Genomic DNA, 23,075 nt, shown 5'->3' with positions numbered 1-23,075 from the left:
CCAGCGAAATCAAAAAATTATTCCACATCCGATATTTTCCTCCATCTCAATCAGTGCACTGGCTGTCTCTTGATTTTTCATCATTCAAGTGCAGCCTTCCTTTTCCATTTTATCCGCCCGACAGACCTATATTACAAATACTGGCTTACCAGCTTAATAACCAGTCCGCCCGCGATGACCGAGGCGATCTGCCCCGATACATTGGCGCCGACCGCATGCATCAGGATAATATTTCCCTTTTCCTCCTCCATCGCCAGCTTCTGCACCACGCGTGAGGACATCGGGAATGCGGAAATGCCCGCCGCACCGATCATCGGATTGATTTTCGTCTTCAAAAACAGGTTCATAAATTTAGCAAACAGCACACCGCCGATCGTATCAAAGATAAATGCAATCAGACCGATTCCCATAATCAGAAGTGTGTCAACCCGCACAAACGCATCCGCACGCATACTGAACGAAATCGTGATGCCAAGCAGCAGGGTAATCAGGTTTGCCAGCTCGTTCTGTGCCGTCTGGGAAAGTGCCGGAAGCACGCCGCACTCGCGGATCAGGTTTCCAAACATCAGAAATCCGACCAGCGCCACCGATGCCGGAGAAATCAGTCCGACAATGATAGTAACTACAATCGGAAATGCGATCTTGGTCGTTTTGGACACATTTTTCGGACTGTAGGTCATGTGAATCCGGCGTTCTTTTTTCGTCGTCACCAGACGGATCGCAAATGGCTGGATGATTGGCACCAGCGCCATGTAGGAGTACGCCGCCACCGCGATCGCGCCCACATAGTTGGAATGCATGATCTGGGAAACCAGAATGGAAGTCGGTCCATCCGCCGCACCGATGATTCCAATCGATGCCGCATCCCTGAGTTCAAATCCCATCAGCGATGCCGCACAGATCGCAAAGAAAATGCCAAACTGCGCCGCCGCACCAAATAAAAACATGATCGGCTGTGACAGAAGCGGTCCAAAGTCAATCATTGCCCCGATTCCGATAAAGAGCAGAATCGGAAGCGCCTCCGACGCGCTGATCGTCGTCTCAAACAGCCACTGTATAATACCCTGTGTCTCCCCGATGCCCTCCGTCACCTGGTTAATGACGCCGGATAATGGCAGGTTTACCATGATCGCGCCGAATCCCATCGGCAGAAGCAGCGCCGGTTCGTATTCCTTTTTGACCGCCAGCCAGATCAAAAGCCCGCCGATCAGATACATCACAACCTGCTGCGGCGTGATCGCCATGACGCCTTCCCATAAAAATTCCATGTTGTTCCTCCTGTTAATTTTGTTTTCCTTCATAAATATCTTGTTTCCTGGAGCCCCTTGCCAAGATACACCTGCTCTGGCAGCTGTCTTGCTTCGCGCCAGACATGCATCCATGCGAGTGTTTTTGTTTCATAGGACACAATTTCCTATGAAACATGAAAAGAATGTGCCTTGGCACATTCTCGCGCCGAGCGCGGTCGCTTGCGACATGTTTCTACTTCGCGCGAGTACGCATCCTCGCGGAGCGTTTTTTGTTTCATAGGACACAATTTCCTATGAAACAAAAAAGACTTTCAGCATACGTTTCATCCACATATGCTAAAAGTCTTGTTCCTCACATTTGAATCATACGGCACACGCTTTTTGTTACAAAAGCACACTGCCATCTGACTTACACAAGGCATGTAACCATGAGGTTTACTATCCTCAGGGTCTGTTGGTTACATGGTTATAACTACTCCCTTTTAACGCGTTCATCATATCATACGGTTTTTTCCCCGTCAAGGTCAAACTGAGTATTTTGTGTTAAGAAAATGAAAAGCTACGAAAACACGAAACCTGCTATGCTTCCGCCGGCATATTGACACCCGCGATCTTAATATTAACTTCCAGAACCATCAGACCGGTCATATTTTCAATCGCTGTCTTTACTTTGTCCTGCACCTTTTCACTGACTGCCGGGATGCTGTAGCCATATTTCATATTTAAGGACAGATCCACAATCACGTGATCCTCGGTTACGGTCACTTTCACGCCCTTGCTCAAATTTTTCATGCCGAGCTTTCCGACCAGTTCATTTGTGATATTGCCAGCCATCGAATCGACACCGTCTACCTCGGTCGCTGCCAGACCTGCGATGATCGCCACTACCTCATCGGCAATTTTCACTTCTCCAATGCGGTCCTTTTCATATACGATATGTGTGCTTCTATCTTCTGCTTCTCTCGCCATTCCAAATCCCTCCTGACCACTTCCATGTACGCCCGGAATCTTCTCTTCCCACAAAAAACAGATGCTCGAATACTTCCAGAAATACATTTCAATTAAGTGTTTTTATTATACCAAAAATACAGGAGTTTGCAAAGGCATTTCCAGTTCGAATCTTATCCGAGTTACTGTTCACGCATACGTGCCCAGTAACGGAATTTGCCGTGGCTTCGCATTTTAATACGGCAAATTCCTGCTGCCACCACGTTTTCTTACGGCACTTTCGGTTCCAAAAGTGCCTACCCGTGAACATTAACTCATCCGAACTTCCTCAATCTCCCAGGTTTAAAAGGGAAATCACGATATTTTCCGCCGATATCTCTGTTTTCCGTTTTACAATATCCTCGATCTGCGCGCGCTGCGGATCTGTGATGGACGGCGCGTTGACAACGACATCCACTTTTCCATCCGTGATGCTGACAACCGGATCGGCAAATCCTTTCGCCATCAGAAGCGTTTCCGCTGCATTTTCCTTCTCCGCTATCGCATTGAGTGCCAGCATATCCTGAACGGCTGCCTCTTTTGCCGACGCATCCAGATTTTCATTGTTAATCAGGGCATTCAGTGCTTCGCGGTTCTTGGCGCGGATCTGTTCACGGCTGAGCTGTACATTGGCTATGTACTCTGCCACGCCGGTTCCGCCTGTCAAAACCGCCTCGCCCGGGTTATCGACTGCCGGATTGTCCGCAGATGCCTCCTCTCCGTCCGCCGCTCCCTGCGCTGTGCCCTCCTCACTGCCTGCTGCCAGCGGATCGCCCTCTCCCGGATCGTCAAGACTTGCAATCTCCTCATATTCACCGTCCGCCACGCTTCCGGACACCGCCTGATTTTCCGAATATATATCGCTATCTGAAATCTTGGTCGCCCCCGCTTCATATGTATCCGCCCCCGGCAGATCGGATTTTCCCGCATAGTTGAGATACCCCGCCGCCGCAATCATGATCGCCAGCGTCGTGATGATGATTTGATTTCTCCTGAAAACGCGTTTCATCTTCATTCTCATATTTGCATACTCCTTTATTCCACCCGCTTTAATACTTTTATTTTATGTGCCGGCAGTCCGAATAATGCCTGCATCGCTTCCGAAATTTCCTTCTGTACCGACGCATTTCCTCCTCCCTGTGCGCTGATCACAATACCGGAAATCTCCGGTGCCAGCTCTTTTTCAACTACCGGTTCCCCGCTGCCTGAACTTCCCGCCAGCACGGTGCTCTCCCGCAGCGATTCATCCGCCTGCTGCCGCGTACCACCCGAAGAATCCGTCTCCGAGGTGGACGCCCGGCTTCTCTCCTTATCCACCCGCAGCACCTTTTCCGAAGAAGAAAACAGAGTCAGCATCACATCCACCTCACCCACGCCGTCCACATTCTTTAAAACGTCCCGGATCCGCTGCTCCAGGCGAAGCTCGTAGAGGCGGTTGGTGTCCTGCCTGGATGCAGTGCCTGGCAGACCTGTTTCGACATCCGAACCACTCTCTTCTGAACTTCCATTTTTGTCCTGCCCTGCTCTATTCCCAAAGTTTGTTCCTGTTCCACTCTCCGCCCATCTTTCCCCTGACTGCCAGACTCCCGTCTCACTCGTCTTCTTCCCAAACGGCGCATATAAGATCAGAATTGCCAGCCCAAGCACCAGCAAAATCAGCCATTTTTCATTTCGTTTGACCCATTCCCTGTCAAGGTTCCATCCTGACTTCCACATGATCCGCCTCCACCTGATAAAACGATGCCAGCCGCTGCTGAAGCTCCCAAATCTTTTCCCCATTCATCCATGAAACTGCCTGCGCGGCGGCGGGTTCTCCCTGCTTCTGCTCCTGTTCAAGTGAAATTTCAATCGGGGAAATTTTTTCTATTTCAATCATCGAACTCGGAGCCTCCTGTTCCGCCGCTTCCATCCCCGCTTCCATCCCCGCCTCACTTCCCGCCACATACACCGTCACACTCCGCACCGAGGCAAATTGCTCCGACTCCGGATCTTTTTCCAGCTCTACGTCCGCCTTTTCCACGGAAAATCCCGCTTCCGCTGCCACCCGCACTGCCTCCTTGGACGCTTCCGCCTCATACTGGCTCAAAACCATATTTCTACGCCTCACCTCTATCTCATCCATCTCACTTTTCAGCTCGCCCGCTTCATTTTCAAACGAAAGAGATGTAAACAGATAATTCAGCCGCTCCTCCAGACGCAGCCCGTCCGTCAGCGGCTTCAGCACAATCAGAAGCAGGATACAGCCCGCAAACAGACGGATATATTTTTCATACTTATGTGCGGGCAAAAGCCCGGTCAGAACGGTCAGAAACACTAGATAACTGACGATATTCCCCGCCCAGTGAGTAATTACTTCCATCTTCTACCCCGCAAAATAAGCCGCGTTCGTGCTCGCACACACCACCGCGATCGAAAGCGCAAATAACACCACCGCCGAACCAGCTGCTGCCAGCAAAAAATAAAATCCTTTCGCCACTGCGCCGACTGCCTCCACCACCCGGCTGTCACTGACCGGCTGCAAAAGCGCCGCGCTTCCCTGGCACCCCAGATAGAGGATTAAAAGTTTCAAAAGCGGCAGAAGCGACACCGCCGCCAACACAAGCACTCCCCCGATGCCCACCGTATTCCGGATCAGGACGCTGCTTCCAAGAAGTACCTGCGACACTGCCGCCGCGCCCTGTCCGATTCCCGGTATCAGGCTGACCGCCCGCCGCAGCGCCGTCTGGCGCACCGAATCTGTATACGGCGCAATCATTCCCTGCAGCACATGAAAGCCCAGCACCACTCCCAAAAGCGCCTTGCTGCCCCAGCGCATCCCCTGTTCCAGCAATTCCAACGCTTTTGAAAACAAATCCTTCGAGCTTAAATGTCCCGCCAGCGACAGCAGGACATACAACTGGGTGCATGGCAGAAACAACCGTAAAAACACCCATTCCGCCACATTGACAGAAGCAAGTGTCCACGCATATCCGGCTGCTGCCGAGGTACTTCCCCCGGAAAAGGAAACAGCCAGAAAAAAAGCAGGAACCAACACCCGGACAAATTCAAAGAGCTGCTCCAACAGTGTCCGCGTGATCCGCACCCCATTCAAAAAACTGGCGGCAAGCAGTGTAAAAATCAGAAGATACGTGACATAAAAGCCCATCTCCGATACCTGACTGTCGGCAAAGAGACTCGAAAAGCTGGCGAACACCGCCCCTAAAATTCCCAGAAGGATGACCTGCCCCATCCATCTGCCATTTTCTGAAATTTCCCGAAATAGGGCTGTCCGGCAAAAATCCATCAGCATCCGAACCGCACTCTGATAATTGCCAGAGAGAAGCATCGAAAGGATTTCCCGGAATGAAAGCCCCGGGACTGCCGAACCTCCCGCTTCCCTTAAAAATGCTTCGATTCTGCTTAAATCCAGTGAGTTCAGAAGAGAATCCATGTTCTCGCCAGAAACACTGAAATCCGAATCTTCGGATATCTTTTCACCATTTGCCGCCGACACCGTTAAATGATTTCCTGCCATCAAATATACACTCAAGAATATAACGCTCACTGCCCGCACAACCATCTTTGTTCCCACCGTCACCTGCTCTCACCATCTCTCCGCTTTTCTGCACTTACCACTTCCCTACGCCAAAAACTGCTTCACCGTCTCCAACAATGCCAGCAGAATCGGCATACTGACCGCCAGAATGGACAGCTTCGCAAATATCTCAATCTGTGTTCCCAGCGAACCGTACCCGGCATCCTTGCAAATCCCGGAGGCAAATTCGGCAATATAAGTAATTCCCGCCATTTTCAAAAGCGCCGACAAATACACTGGACTGATCCCGATGCAGGATTCCATCGTCCGAAGTGTTTTCAGAATCACTTCCAGCTTTCCCGCCGCATAGAAAAAGAGACACAGCCCCGCCGCCATCACAATGTACGTCCCATACTCGCTGCCTTTTCCCTTGAGCTGGACTGCCAGAAGAACTGCCGTGATCCCAAGAACCGATACGGTTAAAATTGACATTTTTTACCGTCCTTCCCTGCAATGTACTCTCGGAGTCTTTCCTGCACCCGCTTTTGCGGCTGATTTTTCGCCAGCTGCACCCGAATTTCATCAACGTATGCCTCAGAAATTTGGGCTCAACTGACAAAAAATCATCTCACAAAATCAAGCACAGAAGGATTCCGAGAGTACATTACAACGCAAACAATTCCTTCATCGTCTCAAACAACTGATAAATATACGGCACCATCCAGAACAGTACCAAAAGAAGACCCGCAAGACTTGTGAGAAATGCCTGTTCCTCCCGCCCGCTGTGTTTGAGGATCTGGCAGAGGACGGAAACCAGGATACCAACTGCCGCAATCCGAAATATTAGATTAACTCCCATTTTCTTCCCCCACTTACATCAACACCACTGCCAGAAACAGCCCGCCTAGTATCCCAAGTCCCCAGCACAGCCGTTTCTTCTCCGGCTCTTCCCGCCGCAGCTGCTCAATCGCCCGTTCCAATTCTTCCAGATACAGTGCCAGCGTCTTTTGCTGCATTTCCAGATCGAGATACCCGATGCTGTTTCCAAACCGGCACATCAGCTCCCATTCCTCTGTTCCTAACATCGGACGAATCCCCTGCTCTTCCAGAACCGCTTCCCAGATACTCCCAAACGGACACTCTGGATTCGCTTCCAGCCGCTCTCCTGCCACCAAAAATAGTTTTCCCGCTTTTCCATCCCCGCGTGCCCCCGCCCGGCACAGTGCCAGAGGAAGAACTGCCTGTGTATACCCAATCTCTCCCTGCAGTCCCGCGGCAATCCGTTTTACTTCCTCCAAAAAACGCCTCCGGCCAATCAGGCGCAATGCCTCACCCCCGCCAATCCCCGCACACGATACACATACAAGGCAGATTCCAAGCAATTTTATCCACATATGAGCTCCTCGCCAGCTGCATCATATACCGCCTCCACCGTTCCCGGTCCGCGTCTATTTCCCAGCACCACATACCGCTCAAACCGTTTTTCTTGCAAAAAAGAGGACAAGCCCGGTTTTTCCCGGATGTCCTCCATCGAATTTCCATGTACGGTTGCCAGAATCCTGCAGCCACAGTTCATCACATAGCGAAGCGCCTCCAAATCATTCTCACCGCCGATCTCGTCCACCGCGACCACCTCCGGTGCCATCGAGCGGATCAGCATCATCATTCCCTCCGCCTTGGGGCAGGCATCTAGCACATCTGTCCGGCAGCCAACATCGTTTTGCGGGATTCCCTGATAACAGGCGGCAATCTCCGAACGCTCATCCACCACCCCGACCGTCTGCGCCCTCACTTTTCCACCATGCTGCTTCCTCATCTCCACCATTTTTCCAGCTTTATTTTCATGTCCTGCACCTGCCTTAGACCGTTCAAAGCTCCCCCTCAAAGCAGAGCCCCTATCCTTTCCCTCTTCTCCATCCGACACCATCCGGATCAGATCCCGCAGAAGTGTTGTTTTTCCGCATCTCGGCGGCGCAATCAGAAGCGTATTCCGGATACTTCCCGCCCCTGGATCCGTCAAAATCGACCGTATTTTTGCTGCACACCCTATCATCTGATGCGAAAAACGGACATTTAAAAAGGTTATCGGATGAATCGCCTTTATATGTCCGTTTTCCAGTATCGTCCTTCCAGCCACGCCAATACGGTGTCCGCCCTGCACGGTCAGAAACCCCTGCCGGATTTCCTCCCCGTAAGCATAGAGGGAAGAACGAGCCGCGCATTGCAGCGTCTCGTCCACATCCTCCCGGCTGACCCGGAATCCACTTCCGGCTGTGTACTCTTTATTTTTATATATGTAATACAGCGGCGCGCTAACCCGCAGCCGTACCTCTTCCATTCCATCCGCCTCAAGCGGAAGCGCCAGAAGCTGCTCCCGGATATTCCGGGAGAAAAAATGAAACAGCGCCCTCACATCCTGCTTTGATTGTTCCTCCTTCATCAGCCCGTCCTCCTTACCTCAATATATGAAGGACTGGCTAAAATATACCATCCGCCTATGCATGCACGGACGCACTTTCCATCCGCCGCAGCCGTCTCACCTCCACGCCTGCCATCGCAAGAGCCACCACGCCCGCCACAAAGTCCGCGATCGGTCCGGCATACATGATGCCGTCAATGCCGATAAACAGTGGCAGAATCACAATCAGCGGCAGCAAAAAGAGAATCTGGCGCGTCAGGGACAGGAAAATACCCTTTTTCGGTTTTCCAATCGCCGTAAACAGGTTCGACGCAATCGGCTGCACACAGTTTAAGAACGTGAAAAACAGGTAAATCCGGAAATATTTTTCCGCAAACTGGAAATACATCTCCGATCCTTCCCCGAACAGCCCGATGATCGGACGCGGAATCAACTGGAAACACGCAAAGGACACCGCCGACACCGCAAATCCCCACCTGAGCGCCAACCCATACACCTGCCGCACGCGCGCATAATTTTTCGCGCCATAATTGAAACTTGCGATCGGCTGCATGCCCTGCGAAAGACCGATGACGATCGAAAAAAACACCTGATTGACCTTCGTGATAATGCCGGCACACGCCAGCGGAATCGATTCCCCATAGTCCGAATGCGCACCGTAGTAGGTCAAGGATTTATTTAACACGATCTGCACCACCAGCATCGCAAGCTGGTTGAAAAATGCCGCTGCCCCCAATGAGGTAATCATGCTTACATATGTTCTCTGGGGTCGAAGATGCGCCGCTGTCAGCCGTCCGTTTTTGTAACGGCGCAGATACCGGATAATCAGGATTCCTGAAAAAATCTGTCCAATGATCGTCGCCAGCGCAGCACCCGCCATTCCCATATGTAATCCAAAAATAAACAGCGGATCGAGCACTGTATTGATCAGCGCCCCGGATAAATTGTAAAGCATCGCATTAAGCGGGCTTCCGTCCGCCCTCACCAGATGCCCGCCGCCGTTGGTCAGAATCAGAAATGGAAATCCCAGAGCCGTGATACCCGTATACGTTTTGGCATACGCCAGCACATTGTCCGGCGAACCGAAAAAGCGCAGCATCGGCGTCAGGCAAAAAAGCGCCACAGTCCCCAGAATCACACCGCTTCCAAACAGAAGCGTCGCCGCATTTCCAATATAAAATAACGCCTTTTCCCGATCGCCGCCTCCCAGCGTCAGGTTAAAGGACGCCGCACCGCCGATTCCAAACAGAAGCGCCAGCGCCACACAGGAGATCGTCAACGGAAACGCCACGTTCGTCGCTGCATTCCCCAGCTCTCCCACGCTTCTTCCGATAAAAAACTGATCGACGATATTATAAAGGGCGCCTACCAGCATCGCGATAATACTTGGCACCGCAAACTGCCGCAAAAGCCCGCCGATCGGCTCCGTGCCTAGTATATTTTTCTTCTGTACCTGTTCCATGAATCTTGATTCTCCTGTCTACGTTACTGCGAACAATTATCAGTCTACCTCTCGTTACTGATAATTTTTCCTCTTTACATGCCTTCCCCGCGCATGATACACTACCATCAGTTATTAAAACGGAAAGGACTTAATCACATGAATCTTTCATCCTTACTGCAATTTCGGGACGAGTGGGCGCGTTTCAAAGCCCGCCACCCTAAATTTTCCCCTTTTCTGAAAGCCGCCTACACCCGCGCGCTGCGCGAGGACAGCGTCATTTCCCTAAAAGTGACCGCCCCGGACGGAACCGAGGTGGCATCTAACTTAAAGGTCAAAAAAGAGGATCTCGAACTGCTCTCGCGCATTATGAATAGCTAATTTTTAATCACCCATCATGCATTATGTCTACTTATGATACGGTTCTCCTTTTATAATCCGGAAACTCCGGTAAATCTGTTCCAGCAAAATCACGCGCATCAGCTGGTGTGGAAAGGTCAGGCGCGAAAAGCTGATCTTCGTGTCCGCACGGTTTAACACCGCCTGCGACAACCCCAGCGAACCTCCGATGATAAACTGCAGATGGCTCTCACCTCGCACGCCCAGGTCTTCCATCCATGCCGCCATCTCCTCCGAGGAACGCTGCTTTCCATCGATCGCAAGTGCAATCACATACGCGTCCTCCTTGATATGCGCCAGAATCCGCTCGCCTTCCTTGTCGCGGATCTGCGCTTCCTGCAGCTCACTCGCCTTATCCGGCGTTTTTTCATCCGCCACCTGCACGATCTCCAGACGGCAGTAACGCCCCAGCCGCTTGCTGTACTCCGCGATCGCCGCCTCCAGATATTTTTCCTTAATTTTTCCTACTGTCACTAACGTAATCTTCACTTTTTAAGCTCCCGTTTTAAAAATGCCAACAGATTCAGCCGCGCCCGGTCTTCCGTCTCTTTGCGTCTCGTTTTTACCTTTTTCACGACCGTTCCCTCCGGCTCCCGATGAATCCGGTAGATGATCCGTAGATATTCCGCGACCTCTTCCCATGCCTCGCGGCTCTCCGGAATCAGGTCGAGTCCCATCTGAAATACATGGAACATCCCGTCATAGACCGAGCAGCGCACCTTGACGCCCTCGGCGCGCGCCTTTTTCGCTGCCGCCCTCGTATCATCTAAAAGCACCTCATACGCGCCCACCTGCATCAGCATCGGCGGAAATCCTTCAAAATCTCCAAACAGCGGCGACAGATACGGATTTTTCGGATTGGCATTCCCGATGTAGCTGCACTGGTACAACATATTTTCCTTCGAATTACCAAACAGTGGATCGATCGTATAATTTTCCTCATACGATGCCCCGCTCAGACTTACATCCGTCCACGGCGACATCGTGATAATGCCCGCAGGAAGCGGCAGCCCGTGATCTTTCGCATACAGACAGAGCGCCAGCGCCAGGCCGCCGCCCGCCGAATCCCCGGCTACCACGATCTGGGACGGCTGGTATTTCTTCTCTTCCAGAAGCCATCGGTACGCGTACACCGCATCCTCCAGCGCCGCCGGATACGGATGCTCCGGCGCCACCCGGTAGTCCGGCGTCAGAACATCCGCGCCGAAGCTGATCTGTGAATACTTAACCGCAAACCGCCGGTAAATATTTTTCATCGGACCGATATACCCGCCGCCGTGCAGCTGCAAAATGACGCGCCCCGTCACCGCCTGCTTCGGCTTCAAATATTCCATCACAAACTGTTCTGTTTTTACCAGCTCATAAATATATTCCGCCGGACATCTCCACGCCGGTTCGACCGGATTTTTCCGGAATTCGCCGGTCTGGATCGGCTTCTTTAACGATGTCTCCATCACGTCACTCATCATATCACGCGTCAGATTGCCTATCATGCTGACTGTTTTCCGACTCATGCTTCTTCCCTTTCTTTCATCCAAATTTTCAATCTTCGTATTTTTATAGATCGTTCCTTTACTGTGACCGATTTTCCTGCCATTTACACATGAAACCGCCTCTTCAATTCCCGCTTCACACTCCGGTCGCCCAGAATCACCGTCGCCGCCAGCGCTGCCACCGACACACCTGCTGCCAGCACCGTCAGACGCGGATGATGCGTCCACCCGATTTTCCAGAAAATCAACGGCACAAAGCTCAGAAATGTAATTGTGATCTGATACATAAAATAGCTCTGCCAGTTCATCCGGTTGACTAACATCATCAGAAGAACCGCCGCCACCTCAAACAGTGCGACGCATGGGATCGCGTAGTCCACCGACCACCCCCGAAGCCCTGTAAGCGCGTCAATCAGAAGCAAAATTGCCTGAATTCCCAGGGACTGCCGCACCAGCGTTCCTGCCAGGCTCGCATGCCGCATGACCGAAAACCGCAGCGTCATCGCCACATATGCCGCCGCGCCCGCCGTCAGAAGCGACCATTTAAACGGAATCCGATGATAAGTCGCCAGATTCGTAAGCCCCGCCAGAAGCGATACGAGCACCAATGACACATAAAATCCCCGCACCGCACGGCGCACGCGCTCTCGATCCTGGGCAATCACTGGATAACGTCCTTTATCATGCTTCGTATCCGTGATTCCATTGCTCTCTCGCTCTACCCGGATGCCCTTTTCCTCCAAAAAGTGAAAGAAAAACTCCGGAAGCCGGTTCTCTGCCATCGCGCTCGTAAACGACAGGCATAATTTCCCGTCATACGCCACCGCCCCGCATTTCATCCGCTGCTTCGGCGATGCGCCGACAAGAAGCTGAAAGCCCTCGATCGAATCTTTCAATTCCTCCCGAACCTGCGCCGGTCCGATGTTGGAAAATGTCATCGTGTGGGCGCGGCTGGTGTGCAGAAAAATCAACTGCATCGCCAGATGTTTGACAAATAGCGGGATCGCCCGCACATACCATTTTTTCTCATTCGACACATTGTAGGAGATCGTCTCCTCCAGCCGCTCCTTCACGATCTGCTCATCCATCTGGCGGCTCACAGACGCAATCACTTCTTCCAATGCCTCCGGCGCCTTTCCCGCCGCCCACGAAATATTCACGACAGCAAAGAAGTTTGCCAGCGTCTCCGACTCAAAAAAACTCCGTAGGTTCACCGGAAGATTGAGCGCCACCGGACGTTTCAGCGTTTTCCCATCCGTCTCCGTCTGGATGATCGCCCAGAGAAGCACCGCCGCCAGATATTTGGTGATGCTGACCCCCACCTTCCTGCATTCCGTCTTCAGTGCCGACACCTCAATCGTCCCCTGCAGCACTGCCATCTGATCAAATGGGAGAAATTCCCCCTGAATCGCAATCGCCGGTCTGCTGTTATAATGCCGATGCGGCAGTTTCCGGTAATGTCGCAGATAATCGTCCTCCCGGAGCGGCGAAAACTCCCGCTCCTGCACCATAACCGGCAATTTTTTCACCAGTTCCAGATAATGTTCTGTAAGCCGTGAAGCAAACCGCAGCGCCCCCAGTCCGTCCGTCAGCCCGTGAAACACTTCAAAATTGATCCTGCATCCATAGTAGCTCACACGGAATGGGAACCGCGCCCCCCGGTGCGGATCAATGAAACGGCACGGTGCACTCTGTTCTTCTTCCACGCCCGGATTCCGGTTGTTCGTCTCAAAATAATACCAGAAAAATCCCTTCCGCAGCTTCACCCGGAAATTTTCAAACTCCGGAAGTGTCCGCACAAGCGCCCTTTGCAAAAGCTCCGGATCTACTTTTTCTTTCAGAACCGCCGAAATCCGGAATACACTGCTTAAATCCTCGCCCGACACCGCCGCAAAGAGCTTCGCCGTGTTATCCAGCCGCCTCCACGCGGCGCCCTGGATGCGAAGACGCTTTTTCTTTGGTTTCTTCTCTCGTTTCTTCTCCACTTTTTCTGAAACTATCTGTCCCGGCTCTTCCTGCTTCCCTGCAATTTCATTCTTCTGATCCTGTTCTTGGTTTTCCTCGTTCATTCTCTGCCCCATCTGCCTTTGTCACCTAAAGAAAAAGAGCTGCTGCCGGGATACACACTCCCCTGCAGCGCCCCTTTCATCCTCTTCTGAGTTCTTTTCTACATTACCGAATCCGGAAGTAGTACCCCACGCCCCATTTCGTATGTACATATTTCGGATCACTCGGACTCGGCTCGATCTTCTCGCGCAGCCGCCGCACATGAACGTCTACGGTGCGGACATCGCCGCCCGCCGCCGCCCGGTTGCCCCAGACAAAGCGCAGCAGCTCCTCGCGGCTGTAAACCTTGCCCGGATTGCACACCAGGAGCTCCAGAAGGTCAAATTCCTTCGCGGTCAGATTGATCTCGCGGGAAGCGATAAAGACCCGGCGGCTGTCCGAATCCAGCGTCAGATCGCCCGCCTCGATGACTTTCTTTGTCTGCTGCGGCTCCTGTCTCGATTTCTTGGAATTGCGGCGCAGGATCGCCTTGATGCGCGCCTTTACTTCCAAAATGTTAAATGGCTTCGTGATATAATCATCGGCGCCGTATTCCAGCCCCAGAATCTTATCCATATCGTCGCCTTTTGCGGTCAGCATAATGATCGGCATCTCGGAGAACTCCCGGATTGCCTGGCAGACTTCAAATCCGTTCAGCTTCGGCAGCATCACGTCCAGAAGAACCATATCATACTCCGTCTCCTTCGCCATCTGAAGCGCTTCCTCCCCGTCATAGGCGCAGGCAACTTCAAATCCATCCTGTTCCAGACTGAAACGGATTCCTTTTACTATTAATTTTTCATCATCTACCACTAATACCTTCGCCATTCTCCACCTCAACCACTATGCTTCTATCTCTCTATACTGTAATCTTATCTTTTATCTTCTGAAATGCCGCGTTCTTGATGCCAGGCACCTTCATAATATCCTCAATCGTCCGGAAACCGCCCCTCTGCTCCCGGTAAGAAAGAATCGCTTCCGCCCGCGCCGCGCCGATACCGTTTAAAGTCATCAACTCTTCTTTGGAAGCTGTGTTTAAATTAATCAATGCTGCACTGCTTCCAGATTTCTGCGAAGCTGACTCGCTGCCATTCCCAGCAGCGCCTCCGGCTCCCAGAAGCCCGGAGACATCCTTCCCTGTTTCCTGATATTTCCGAATCTCTTCCCGGCTCGGAATCCGAAGCTGCTGTCCATCCTCGATCGCCTGCGCCAGATTTACAGATTCCTGCGCCGCCTCCGACGTCATCCCGCCCGCCTTTTCAACCGCCTCATACATACGGCTGCCCGCCGGAAGCTCATAGACGCCCGGTGCGGCTACCTCGCCGCAGACGTGGATATATAGGATTCTCGGTTCCGGCGTTTGGGGATTTTCTTTTGATTGCTCCTCAGGCGCAGCGTTCTCTGCTGCTTCATTATCCCCATCCACTGCCCCACCGTTTGACCGTTTTGCTGGACGTTCGGAGCTTTCCTGCGAATCATCCACTTCTTTTGAAAAACTGTTCTGCGTCTCCAGCACCACCGTCCGCTTCTCTCGCCGGCTCTGCACACCAAAACACAAAACAGCCGCCAAAAATACCACGCCGACTGCCCCTGTTCGCATCCATCGTTTCCGATTTACTGTTTGATTTGTCTGTTTCATCTTCTGCACCCCTCTTTTTCCGAGGCGCGTTTTGTCCGTAATTCTATTCTAACCAAAACCCCCTTTAAACACAAGCAGAAAATTTTTATTCCCATCTGAAAATCACAATCCCCGCAATCGCAACCGCCGCCCCGATCGCCTTGCGCCACTCAAATCCCGCTTTCTCCACACCGAACCAGCCAAACACCTCAATCAGGTACGCCACCAGGATCTGCGCCACGACGATCAGAAGCGCTGATTTTGCCGGTCCCAGCGCGTCAAAGCTCTTGATGACCGTGTACGTGATAAATGCCCCGATCACGCCGCCGGTCAGCATATACCGCGGTTCGATCTGCCAAAGCTCCGATACCGCGCCGCGCCCCGTAAAAAACCACATCAGCAGGCAAACCACAAACGCACTTATCTGCACCCAGCCAGCCGATACCCACATGCTGGTCTGCTTCATCACGGCAGAATTAAACACGCCCTGTATACTCATGAGTGCGCCGGAAACCAGCGCGGTTATCATTCCCCACATAAAAAATAAACCTCCGCATTCTGTTCTACATTCTCATGAAACAGCAGCCGTTTCCGACCATTCATTTCACACTGTTAGTATCCCAGATATGCGAAGGTTTATACAATTTGTGTTTATTCCCTTTTCCTGTTTAAAATCCGATTTTTCCTCCGAAACCAGACAACCTTTCATGCAGCTGATCCCTATTGAATGGAAAACGTAGCCGACACCTCTGCCTCAACATCCACCTGCCCCGGCATCAGGTTTCTGCCTGCCCCCGCATCTTCCATCGCCATTTCCTTCATCGCCATGCCGCTGCTGTAAGAAGTGTCATAATAACGCGCCTGCTGCCCGCTGCTGTACTCCTGCACATTCGTCATCGTTCCCAGCTTGCAGCCGCCTGCCTCCGCCATCGCTTCGGCTTTCACGCGCGCCGACTCAATGGCTTTTTTGAGCGCTTCCTGATAAATCTCATCAAAATTGCTGCACTGGTACTGGACCGAATCGATCGAATTGATACCCGCATTGACCGAATCGCTGATGATCGCCCCTGCATCCTCAATCGCAACATCCGATACAACCACCTCCGTCGTCATCTCATAACCAGTGATCTTCTTGCCGTTGTCCCAGTCATAGATCGGATTCAGCCCCAGACCGCTCGTCTGCACCGAGGTATCTGCAATTCCCTTTTCCTTCAAAAGCGCCAGAACCGCATCCAAATCCGTCTGATTCTCCGACTGGCAGGTGCTCGCATCCGCCGCCTGTGAATAGACACTGTAGGTAATTTCCGCAATATCCGGCTCCGCCTTGATTTTCTCCTGGCTCGTCACCGTGATCCCCGTATTTTCCGCCGACTGCACCGTTACCGATGCCGGTGCGGACGTACAACCTGCCAGACCTGCCGCCGACGTCATTGTCATCGTGCCTGCTGCCAGCAGAAATGCCATCCTGTTTCGCATCATCCCCATTTTTCTCATAAAAAATTCCTCCCGTTTTTCTGTTTCATCCGTGAGTTCCACCCCACAATGAGTTCGGACCTTCCGGAACAACTGCTGGTACACTGTCATTCTTACTATAGTTATACCTGAAAACGAGAGGAAATGTATTGCTTTTCTCTTAACTTTCTTTCGCTTATTTATTACTATTTTTTTCCTGTTTCATCCGTGCTGCGCGCACCAGATGCTGTGCCAGAACCGCCGTCGTCACGCCGCCGACACCGCCCGGAACCGGGGTTGCCGCCGAAGCAGTTCCTTCCAGATCGGCAAAATCCACATCGCCGCAGAGTTTTCCATTTTCATCTACATTGATCCCAACATCAATGACAACCGCATCCTTTTTTACATAAGTGTGGTTAATCATCGCTGCTTTTCCCACGCAGGCAGTCAGAATATCCGCCTCCCGGCATACCTCCGGCAGGTTGGCGGTTCTCGAGTGGCAGATGGTCACGGTCGCATTTTCATGCAGAAGCAGCATCGAAAGCGGGCGTCCCACAACCATGCTTCTTCCTACGACTGCCACCCGTTTGCCAGAAAGCGCGATATCGTTCATTTTCAGCATGCATACCACTGCCTCTGCCGTACACGGCGCAAAACCGCTCGTATCGCCGCTGAACACCTTTGCGATATTAACTGGGGAAATACCGTCCAGATCCTTCGCCGGATCGATCATTTTTTCAATATCCTGCTCGTTGATCTGTTTTGGAAGCGGGCGCAGCATTAAAATACCGTCCACCGACGCATCCGCATTGATCGCCGCAAACTCCCTCTTAAATGCCTCGTCCGAGATATCTCCCGGAAATACCTTCGATTCCACCTCAAGCCCGAACGATGTCAGCTTCTTCGTCGCGCCTTTCTCATAGGAAATATCATCCGGATTCTCGCCCACCCGGATAATCGTCAGTTTCGGCACCCATGTCAGGGTTTCCAGCCCTTTTTCCACCTGCTCTTTCAGCTTTGCCGAAACAGCGGCTCCCTTCATTGTAATCATCTTGTCTGCACCTTTCGTTTTTATTTATGATGAATTTCCCGCGCTTTCGCGCATATTCATTTTAAATTTTTCTTAAAATGAAAGCGACGCCAAAAGACCGGCTCCGCCTGCCATCTCAAGCAGGTAAACCGTCACAATCGCCGCGATCGCCACTACCACCAGGCTCTTTCCCTTATATCCCAAAATCACCGCTACGATCGTTCCTCCGACCGCCGAATAGAGATGTCCTGTGGAGGTAAATACATCCGGAAATGTCAGTGCTCCCAGCACTGCATACGGCGTATAATCTAAGAAAGATCGGATAAACTTCGAACGGATCTGTTTCCGGAAAATCGTAACCGGAAGAACACGTGGAATATATGTAACCAGTGCCATCAAAAGGACACAGGTCAGCACGTATTTCATATCGAGTGTTCCGGCTGCTCCTGCTGCCTCTGCTGTATTCATCATTCTGCCCCCTCTTTCTGACTCTCGTCCTGACCGGCTTCTTTACCGTCCGGATCATGCGGGAATTTCCATGCACCGAACGCCGATGCCGCGATCGTAACCAGAATCACCCGGAAACCGGAGGAAATACCGGCAAAAACCGGAACATATTTTAAAATGCACACCATCACAACTGCCAGAATGATGACGCAGCACACCGACCGCGATTTGCGTGCCGCCGGCAGAATCAGTGCAATAAACATCGCGTACAGGGCAATTCCCATCGCATTCTGCAGCGCCTGCGGCAGAACCGCCGAGATCGCGCCTCCCAGCCAGGTTCCAAGATTCCACCCCAGAATCGGCATCGTGATAAGTCCCAGCATATACGACGCTTTCAAAATGCCCGGATGCAGGGAACTGACGACAAACGTCTCATCCGTGATGCCGAATGCCAATGCCAGGCGCGCCCCGGTTCCCGTCTTTTCATCGAGCTTCTGGGACAGGGACAGTGACATCAGCATATAGCGCAGGTTGATGACAAACGTCGTCAATGCCACCTCAAAGTACCCAGCCCCCGCCAGAATCAGGTTTGTCCCTGCGAACTGTCCGGCGCTCGTTAAGTTCGTCAGCGATATAAAAACTGCTACCCAGACCGGCAGACCGCCCGACACCGCCAGGAAGCCAAACGTAAAGGAGACCGGCAGATACCCCAGTCCAATGGGGATACCGCTCTTTAGCCCCTCATAAAATGTCTTTTTCCAACTCATTCTACTTTTTCACTCTTTCTGTTCACGCAACCGTCTATTTTTCAGGCTTCACATACCGCGCATGCTGCCCGTTCAGCCACTCTACCCCGCTCACAATTCCTTCTTCCGAAAATGGAAATTCCTCGCGGGTCTTCTCCTCTTCCGGCGTTGCGTCGTATCCATATGGTTCCGGCCACGATGTCACGGTCAGGACTGTCTCCTCGACCGTCTCGCCATCTGCGCCGTCTTCTTTCGGTACTTCGCGCTTTGTCATCTCCATCCGGTAGCGCATCCCGGTATCACTTCCGGTAAATTTTTCTTTTTTCAGGAAATTGACCGGCATCACATCTTTTCTCGTTATCATGCCATTTACCCCCGGAATTTATAACGGCGGATCACCGCCTGCAGCGTTTTTCTTCCATTGTACTCATTGATGTCCGGATAATACACGACGTCGATCTCTCGCCGTCCGGCGCGCTCTTCCTCAAACGCCGTTCCGTCACCGAAATATAGCGCCTCGATCGCGTGTCCGTCTGTCTCTTCCAACGTCATTTTTACGACATTCCGGTTGCGCCCCAGCACGCGGCTTGCCCGGATGCGGAGTGATTTCTCTGCAAACAGCGGTTTTTCGTTACCCTGTCCAAACGGTTCGAGACAGGAAAGCTCTCTCACAAGCCGTTCTGTCACATATCCCACCGGCATCGGCACATCGATCCAGACTTTCGCTTTAAAATCTTCCTCCGTCAGCCCCGCATTTTCATTCAGTCTGCGCCGGAACTCGTCAATGTTCTTCTCTTCCAGCGAAAGCCCGGCTGCCAGCGGATGCCCGCCAAATTTGAGCAGCAGATCGCTGACCTCTGTCAGCTTTTTAAACATATGGTACTCATCAATGGAACGTCCCGAGCCTTTGACCGCCTCCTCGCCGCGCGTCAGCACGATCGCCGGCTTCTGATAATATTCCCTCAGACGCCCTGCAATAATGCCCGCCAGCGATTCATGGCATTCCGGCAGAAAGACCACCAGCACCTTGTCCTTCTGGTACCAGCTCTCTACCTGCAGCTTCGCCGCCTCAGTCCCCTGCTCGGTCATATCCTTGCGGGTATCATTTAATTCCTTAAGTTCCTCTGCCAGGCGTTCCGCCTCTTCCTCACTCTGCGCCCGCAGAAGCGCCAGCGCTTCCTTTGCCGTTTTTAATCGTCCGCCCGCATTCAGGCACGGTCCAATGACAAATCCGATATGGTATGCTGTGATCGCCCCCAGATCAAGATTATTTTTCTCCGCCAGTCTGCGAAGCCCTAGATTTTTGGTCTGCGCCATCTTTTTAAGACCGTATTTTACCAGAATCCGGTTCTCATCCTGCAGCTTCATCACATCACCGACCGTCGCAATCGCGGCAAATTCAAGCAAATCCAGCCATTCCATCTGCGGCACGCCCCGGCGGGCATATAAAACCTGCACCAGCTTGTACGCCACCACTGCGCCGCAGATCTCCGGAAATGGGTACGGACAGTCTGCCTGTTTCGGATCGATCACCGCATCCGCCGGTGGAATCTTCTCTTTTTCCCCATCTAAGGGCACCTCATGATGATCCGTGATGACAACCGTCATGCCATATTTCTTCGCCAGCTCCACCTGATGGAACGCGGAAATACCATTGTCACAAGTCAGAATCACCTCCACGCCGTCCGCGTGCGCCTGTTCGATGATCGATTCATTGATTCCGTAGCCATCCTTGATGCGATCCGGTATCTCAAAATCTACATCACTGCCCAGCCGTTCAAATGCCTGCAATAATATGTACGTCGAACAGACGCCGTCAATATCATAATCACCGACGATCCGTATCTTCTTTCCAGTATCCACAGCCTCGCACAGGATGGAAACGGCATGCTCCATATCTTTTAACAGCATCGGATCATACAGATCATCCAGCGTGCCATTTAAATAGCGGTCGATCGCCGCCTCTCCTTCGATCCCACGATTCCGGATAATACGCGCCGTAACCGGATCGATCCGAAACCGCGCCCCGATCTGCTTAAAATCTGCTTTCTTGGTCTGAAGCATCCAGACTTCTTCTGCCATTTTGTTCCTCCTATTATCTAGATGTACTCTCGGAGTCTTTTTTGCACTTGCTTTTGTGGCTGATTTTCCGCCAGCCGCACCCGAATTTCAGAGGCGGACGCAACGCCAACGCCTCAGAAATTTGGGCACAACTGACAAAAAATCATCTCACAAAATCAAGCACAGAAAAATTCCGAGAGTACATCTATGTCTGTGCTTCTTTTCTATATCACATACTCCCTAAGCCGCCTGCGCCGTTCCCGCCAGTCCGGCAGTATATTCTCCACCTGCGTCCAGAAACGCGCGGAATGGTTCATTTCCAGCCGGTGTGCCAGCTCATGGACAATCACATAATTCATCAGATCCTCCGGCAAAAGTGCCAGCCGCCAGTTAAAATTTAGGTTTCCAGCTGCGCTGCAGCTTCCCCAACGCGTTTTCTGGTTCCGGATTGTGATTTTTCCATAGGTTACGCCCATGCACGCCGCATATAAAGCAACCCGGTGCATGAGCACCGGGCGCAGCTTTTCTGTGAAATTTCGGATTTCTTCCGCTCCATATGTTTTCCGGTTCCTCTGGCGTTCCACCGCTTCTTTATAATGGACTTCTATCCAGTCGCGGTGCTCCTCGGCAAACCGCATCGCAGCCTGCACCGAAGCCCTCCTCGGAATCCGGAGTACCAGGCGTCCTTCCGCCGTGATCTGGATGGCGATCGTCTTCCGGGAAGACCGAACCACCTCACATGGAATCAATCCTTCTTCCGGCTCATCAGATAACGGAGAATGCCATGGGTTTTGTATCCTCAAGTATTGCATACAATTTCCCGTCTCTTTCATCGATTGTGCGCGCCGCATCTTCCAGTGCGCGTTCCAGACGTTTTTCCAGTTCTTTCTTCTCATCATCCGCCGCTTCATCCCGGATTACTTCCAGGCAGTAATCATCTGCCAGGCGGGCAGCCAGCATCTGTACCAGACCATCCAATGTCTTCTCCGGTGTCTCCAGAATTTTCTTAAACTCCGGATCCTCCGGCTGTTCTTCTGTATCCATCTCATACGGATCCCGCTCGTTCATCTCAATCACATTCATCCATTCCGGTTTTTCATCGGCATTGGTAAAATTCATCTGACCGACCAGGCAGTCGTAAATCTCTGCCTCGCTCGATATCTGCTTCATATCTAACTGAACTAACTGCATCTCTTCTCCTTTCCGCTGTGTCAGAATCCGTGATGCATCTCCCAGCTTCTTCCCAGCCTTTCTATTTTATTCTGCCCACTTAAAACCTACGCGTTCAGCAGCGCCACCGCTGCAAAAAACGGCACCAGCCATTTAGCGACAGAACCAATTTTTATCAGATATTCTGTTTTCATAATTCCTCCACGCGGTCTTTCATAGAAACCGCAAAGCTATCTGCCTTGATAGGGACAGCCCTATTATTATATCGGTCATGCGGTAAAAAGTCAATTCCGGGCTGTCGTAAACGGAATAAAGAATGTGCTCAGGGTTACGGTTCGCACACGTGTGCCCATCAACGGGATTTTGCCGATACTGCACATTCTAAATCGACAAAATCTGCTGCCAGAACTGTATCGTACGGAATTTTCAGTTCAGAAAATTCCTACCTGTGAACAGTTGCTGCCTTGACACATTCTCGCGCCGAGCGCGTCGCTTGCGACAACCTGCATCTTCGCGCAAGTGCACATCATTGGCACGTTAGTGCATTTTTGTGTAATAGGAAATTCCTTGGAATTTCCTATTATACAAAAAAAGCACCCTCAAAAGGATGCTTTTTGCTCTCTGACAACCAGAGAAATCGACGTGCGTGAGAAGATTCGAACTCCCGACACCTTGGTCCGTAGCCAAGTGCTCTATCCAGCTGAGCTACACACACATACTTTTTATTCTTAACGAACAAGTCATATTATACAACTCATTCTGAAGAATGTCAACTGTTTTTTAGATTTTTTTAAATTTCTTTTATTGTTGATTCATTTCAAATTATATCGATATAACAACCAGAAATTCTTCTTACTTTCCAACAATGAAATGGGGCCTACAGGGCTCGAACCTGTGACCCTCTGCTTGTAAGGCAGATGCTCTCCCAGCTGAGCTAAGACCCCATTACGATACTCTGTCCCTCAATCCGCTTACGCGAACCAATTTATAACAGTCGTATCA

26 protein-coding genes and 2 tRNA genes are annotated in these 23,075 nt (G+C 51.7%); 1 reads left to right on the top strand and 27 read right to left on the bottom strand.

What is annotated here, in order from left to right:
• Window positions 1-131 precede the first annotated feature (131 nt).
• From DWV73_RS12495 to DWV73_RS12445, 11 genes are all read right to left on the bottom strand, one after another.
• Window positions 132-1,268, bottom strand: a complete 1,137-nt coding sequence (locus DWV73_RS12495) for a sodium ion-translocating decarboxylase subunit beta (protein ID WP_107001324.1) — start codon at window positions 1,266-1,268, stop codon at window positions 132-134.
• A 561-nt stretch (window positions 1,269-1,829) separates the two neighbouring features.
• The gene (locus DWV73_RS12490) at window positions 1,830-2,219 is read right to left on the bottom strand and encodes an Asp23/Gls24 family envelope stress response protein (protein WP_107001323.1); all 390 of its coding nucleotides are present in this window, start codon (window positions 2,217-2,219) and stop codon (window positions 1,830-1,832) included.
• A 307-nt stretch (window positions 2,220-2,526) separates the two neighbouring features.
• Complete coding sequence (locus DWV73_RS12485; protein ID WP_107001501.1) at window positions 2,527-3,252, bottom strand: SpoIIIAH-like family protein; 726 nt, start codon at window positions 3,250-3,252, stop codon at window positions 2,527-2,529.
• A 20-nt stretch (window positions 3,253-3,272) separates the two neighbouring features.
• A complete protein-coding gene (locus DWV73_RS12480; RefSeq protein ID WP_117796874.1) occupies window positions 3,273-3,953 on the bottom strand; it encodes a stage III sporulation protein AG in 681 nt (226 codons plus the stop codon).
• The gene (locus tag DWV73_RS12475; protein WP_117796873.1) at window positions 3,928-4,596 is read right to left on the bottom strand and encodes a stage III sporulation protein AF; all 669 of its coding nucleotides are present in this window, start codon (window positions 4,594-4,596) and stop codon (window positions 3,928-3,930) included. The genes DWV73_RS12480 and DWV73_RS12475 overlap by 26 nt, the downstream gene beginning before the upstream one ends.
• Before the next feature lie 3 nt (window positions 4,597-4,599).
• Window positions 4,600-5,808 (bottom strand): stage III sporulation protein AE, encoded by a 1,209-nt coding sequence (locus DWV73_RS12470; RefSeq protein WP_117796872.1) that lies wholly within the window; start codon window positions 5,806-5,808, stop codon window positions 4,600-4,602.
• Between the two features lie 48 nt (window positions 5,809-5,856).
• Window positions 5,857-6,243, bottom strand: a complete 387-nt coding sequence (locus DWV73_RS12465) for a SpoIIIAC/SpoIIIAD family protein (protein WP_107001319.1) — start codon at window positions 6,241-6,243, stop codon at window positions 5,857-5,859.
• A 172-nt stretch (window positions 6,244-6,415) separates the two neighbouring features.
• Complete coding sequence (gene spoIIIAC / locus DWV73_RS12460; RefSeq protein WP_022359269.1) at window positions 6,416-6,610, bottom strand: stage III sporulation protein AC; 195 nt, start codon at window positions 6,608-6,610, stop codon at window positions 6,416-6,418.
• A gap of 13 nt (window positions 6,611-6,623) precedes the next feature.
• A complete protein-coding gene (locus tag DWV73_RS12455) occupies window positions 6,624-7,145 on the bottom strand; it encodes a stage III sporulation protein AB (protein WP_107001318.1) in 522 nt (173 codons plus the stop codon).
• Complete coding sequence (locus DWV73_RS12450) at window positions 7,136-8,191, bottom strand: stage III sporulation protein AA (protein ID WP_107001317.1); 1,056 nt, start codon at window positions 8,189-8,191, stop codon at window positions 7,136-7,138. The genes DWV73_RS12455 and DWV73_RS12450 overlap by 10 nt, the downstream gene beginning before the upstream one ends.
• Window positions 8,192-8,246: 55 nt before the next feature.
• Complete coding sequence (locus tag DWV73_RS12445) at window positions 8,247-9,632, bottom strand: MATE family efflux transporter (protein ID WP_117796871.1); 1,386 nt, start codon at window positions 9,630-9,632, stop codon at window positions 8,247-8,249.
• 138 nt (window positions 9,633-9,770) lie between these two features.
• On the opposite strand from DWV73_RS12445, the gene DWV73_RS12440 reads away from it, so the two are divergent.
• On the top strand, window positions 9,771-9,992 hold the full coding sequence (locus DWV73_RS12440; RefSeq protein WP_107001315.1) for a hypothetical protein: 222 nt from the start codon (window positions 9,771-9,773) through the stop codon (window positions 9,990-9,992).
• 27 nt (window positions 9,993-10,019) lie between these two features.
• Here DWV73_RS12440 and rlmH read toward each other — a convergent pair whose 3' ends face one another.
• The 16 genes from rlmH to DWV73_RS12355 form a co-directional block, all read right to left on the bottom strand.
• On the bottom strand, window positions 10,020-10,499 hold the full coding sequence (gene rlmH, locus DWV73_RS12435; RefSeq protein WP_022359275.1) for a 23S rRNA (pseudouridine(1915)-N(3))-methyltransferase RlmH: 480 nt from the start codon (window positions 10,497-10,499) through the stop codon (window positions 10,020-10,022).
• The gene (locus DWV73_RS12430) at window positions 10,496-11,524 is read right to left on the bottom strand and encodes an alpha/beta hydrolase (RefSeq protein ID WP_107001314.1); all 1,029 of its coding nucleotides are present in this window, start codon (window positions 11,522-11,524) and stop codon (window positions 10,496-10,498) included. The genes rlmH and DWV73_RS12430 overlap by 4 nt, the downstream gene beginning before the upstream one ends.
• Window positions 11,525-11,607: 83 nt before the next feature.
• Complete coding sequence (locus DWV73_RS12425) at window positions 11,608-13,584, bottom strand: DUF6320 domain-containing protein (protein ID WP_242995822.1); 1,977 nt, start codon at window positions 13,582-13,584, stop codon at window positions 11,608-11,610.
• A gap of 91 nt (window positions 13,585-13,675) precedes the next feature.
• A complete protein-coding gene (locus DWV73_RS12420) occupies window positions 13,676-14,377 on the bottom strand; it encodes a response regulator transcription factor (protein ID WP_022359279.1) in 702 nt (233 codons plus the stop codon).
• Window positions 14,378-14,408: 31 nt separating this feature from the next.
• Entirely contained in the window at window positions 14,409-15,188 is a 780-nt protein-coding gene (locus DWV73_RS12415; RefSeq protein WP_117796870.1) for a helix-hairpin-helix domain-containing protein, read from the bottom strand.
• 85 nt (window positions 15,189-15,273) lie between these two features.
• Window positions 15,274-15,705: a DMT family transporter gene (locus tag DWV73_RS12410; protein ID WP_117796869.1), complete on the bottom strand. Its 432-nt coding sequence runs from the start codon at window positions 15,703-15,705 to the stop codon at window positions 15,274-15,276.
• Between the two features lie 182 nt (window positions 15,706-15,887).
• Entirely contained in the window at window positions 15,888-16,661 is a 774-nt protein-coding gene (locus DWV73_RS12405; protein WP_242995821.1) for an SIMPL domain-containing protein, read from the bottom strand.
• 154 nt (window positions 16,662-16,815) lie between these two features.
• On the bottom strand, window positions 16,816-17,670 hold the full coding sequence (locus DWV73_RS12400; protein ID WP_117796868.1) for a bifunctional 5,10-methylenetetrahydrofolate dehydrogenase/5,10-methenyltetrahydrofolate cyclohydrolase: 855 nt from the start codon (window positions 17,668-17,670) through the stop codon (window positions 16,816-16,818).
• A 72-nt stretch (window positions 17,671-17,742) separates the two neighbouring features.
• The gene (locus tag DWV73_RS12395) at window positions 17,743-18,075 is read right to left on the bottom strand and encodes an AzlD domain-containing protein (RefSeq protein WP_117796890.1); all 333 of its coding nucleotides are present in this window, start codon (window positions 18,073-18,075) and stop codon (window positions 17,743-17,745) included.
• 41 nt (window positions 18,076-18,116) lie between these two features.
• The gene (locus tag DWV73_RS12390; RefSeq protein ID WP_117796867.1) at window positions 18,117-18,863 is read right to left on the bottom strand and encodes an AzlC family ABC transporter permease; all 747 of its coding nucleotides are present in this window, start codon (window positions 18,861-18,863) and stop codon (window positions 18,117-18,119) included.
• A 34-nt stretch (window positions 18,864-18,897) separates the two neighbouring features.
• Window positions 18,898-19,206 (bottom strand): hypothetical protein, encoded by a 309-nt coding sequence (locus DWV73_RS12385; RefSeq protein ID WP_107001309.1) that lies wholly within the window; start codon window positions 19,204-19,206, stop codon window positions 18,898-18,900.
• Window positions 19,207-19,211: 5 nt separating this feature from the next.
• The gene (gene recJ / locus DWV73_RS12380) at window positions 19,212-20,924 is read right to left on the bottom strand and encodes a single-stranded-DNA-specific exonuclease RecJ (protein ID WP_117796866.1); all 1,713 of its coding nucleotides are present in this window, start codon (window positions 20,922-20,924) and stop codon (window positions 19,212-19,214) included.
• Window positions 20,925-21,127: 203 nt separating this feature from the next.
• On the bottom strand, window positions 21,128-21,637 hold the full coding sequence (locus DWV73_RS12370) for a M48 family metallopeptidase (protein WP_242995820.1): 510 nt from the start codon (window positions 21,635-21,637) through the stop codon (window positions 21,128-21,130).
• A gap of 31 nt (window positions 21,638-21,668) precedes the next feature.
• A complete protein-coding gene (locus DWV73_RS12365) occupies window positions 21,669-22,094 on the bottom strand; it encodes a hypothetical protein (RefSeq protein ID WP_022358685.1) in 426 nt (141 codons plus the stop codon).
• 620 nt (window positions 22,095-22,714) lie between these two features.
• Window positions 22,715-22,788 (bottom strand) — tRNA-Arg (locus DWV73_RS12360).
• A 156-nt stretch (window positions 22,789-22,944) separates the two neighbouring features.
• A tRNA-Val gene (locus tag DWV73_RS12355) sits at window positions 22,945-23,017 on the bottom strand.
• Window positions 23,018-23,075 lie beyond the last annotated feature (58 nt).

Source organism: Clostridium sp. AF12-41 (assembly GCF_003461685.1).
GTDB lineage: Bacteria > Bacillota > Clostridia > Lachnospirales > Lachnospiraceae > Otoolea > Otoolea fessa.
This window is presented reverse-complemented; position numbering and strand designations above follow the sequence as displayed.

What these genes read in the sequence shown, in the direction of transcription:
- DWV73_RS12495 (WP_107001324.1), bottom strand. Translation starts at nt 1,268, where the DNA reads ATGGAATTTTTATGGGAAGGCGTCATGGCGATCACGCCGCAGCAGGTT.
- DWV73_RS12490 (WP_107001323.1), bottom strand. Translation starts at nt 2,219, where the DNA reads ATGGCGAGAGAAGCAGAAGATAGAAGCACACATATCGTATATGAAAAG.
- DWV73_RS12485 (WP_107001501.1), bottom strand. Translation starts at nt 3,252, where the DNA reads ATGAAGATGAAACGCGTTTTCAGGAGAAATCAAATCATCATCACGACG.
- DWV73_RS12480 (WP_117796874.1), bottom strand. Translation starts at nt 3,953, where the DNA reads ATGTGGAAGTCAGGATGGAACCTTGACAGGGAATGGGTCAAACGAAAT.
- DWV73_RS12475 (WP_117796873.1), bottom strand. Translation starts at nt 4,596, where the DNA reads ATGGAAGTAATTACTCACTGGGCGGGGAATATCGTCAGTTATCTAGTG.
- DWV73_RS12465 (WP_107001319.1), bottom strand. Translation starts at nt 6,243, where the DNA reads ATGTCAATTTTAACCGTATCGGTTCTTGGGATCACGGCAGTTCTTCTG.
- spoIIIAC (WP_022359269.1), bottom strand. Translation starts at nt 6,610, where the DNA reads ATGGGAGTTAATCTAATATTTCGGATTGCGGCAGTTGGTATCCTGGTT.
- DWV73_RS12455 (WP_107001318.1), bottom strand. Translation starts at nt 7,145, where the DNA reads ATGTGGATAAAATTGCTTGGAATCTGCCTTGTATGTGTATCGTGTGCG.
- DWV73_RS12450 (WP_107001317.1), bottom strand. Translation starts at nt 8,191, where the DNA reads ATGAAGGAGGAACAATCAAAGCAGGATGTGAGGGCGCTGTTTCATTTT.
- DWV73_RS12445 (WP_117796871.1), bottom strand. Translation starts at nt 9,632, where the DNA reads ATGGAACAGGTACAGAAGAAAAATATACTAGGCACGGAGCCGATCGGC.
- DWV73_RS12440 (WP_107001315.1), top strand. Translation starts at nt 9,771, where the DNA reads ATGAATCTTTCATCCTTACTGCAATTTCGGGACGAGTGGGCGCGTTTC.
- DWV73_RS12430 (WP_107001314.1), bottom strand. Translation starts at nt 11,524, where the DNA reads ATGAGTCGGAAAACAGTCAGCATGATAGGCAATCTGACGCGTGATATG.
- DWV73_RS12425 (WP_242995822.1), bottom strand. Translation starts at nt 13,584, where the DNA reads ATGGGGCAGAGAATGAACGAGGAAAACCAAGAACAGGATCAGAAGAAT.
- DWV73_RS12420 (WP_022359279.1), bottom strand. Translation starts at nt 14,377, where the DNA reads ATGGCGAAGGTATTAGTGGTAGATGATGAAAAATTAATAGTAAAAGGA.
- DWV73_RS12415 (WP_117796870.1), bottom strand. Translation starts at nt 15,188, where the DNA reads ATGAAACAGACAAATCAAACAGTAAATCGGAAACGATGGATGCGAACA.
- DWV73_RS12410 (WP_117796869.1), bottom strand. Translation starts at nt 15,705, where the DNA reads ATGTGGGGAATGATAACCGCGCTGGTTTCCGGCGCACTCATGAGTATA.
- DWV73_RS12405 (WP_242995821.1), bottom strand. Translation starts at nt 16,661, where the DNA reads ATGAGAAAAATGGGGATGATGCGAAACAGGATGGCATTTCTGCTGGCA.
- DWV73_RS12400 (WP_117796868.1), bottom strand. Translation starts at nt 17,670, where the DNA reads ATGATTACAATGAAGGGAGCCGCTGTTTCGGCAAAGCTGAAAGAGCAG.
- DWV73_RS12395 (WP_117796890.1), bottom strand. Translation starts at nt 18,075, where the DNA reads ATGAAATACGTGCTGACCTGTGTCCTTTTGATGGCACTGGTTACATAT.
- DWV73_RS12390 (WP_117796867.1), bottom strand. Translation starts at nt 18,863, where the DNA reads ATGAGTTGGAAAAAGACATTTTATGAGGGGCTAAAGAGCGGTATCCCC.
- DWV73_RS12385 (WP_107001309.1), bottom strand. Translation starts at nt 19,206, where the DNA reads ATGATAACGAGAAAAGATGTGATGCCGGTCAATTTCCTGAAAAAAGAA.
- recJ (WP_117796866.1), bottom strand. Translation starts at nt 20,924, where the DNA reads ATGGCAGAAGAAGTCTGGATGCTTCAGACCAAGAAAGCAGATTTTAAG.
- DWV73_RS12365 (WP_022358685.1), bottom strand. Translation starts at nt 22,094, where the DNA reads ATGCAGTTAGTTCAGTTAGATATGAAGCAGATATCGAGCGAGGCAGAG.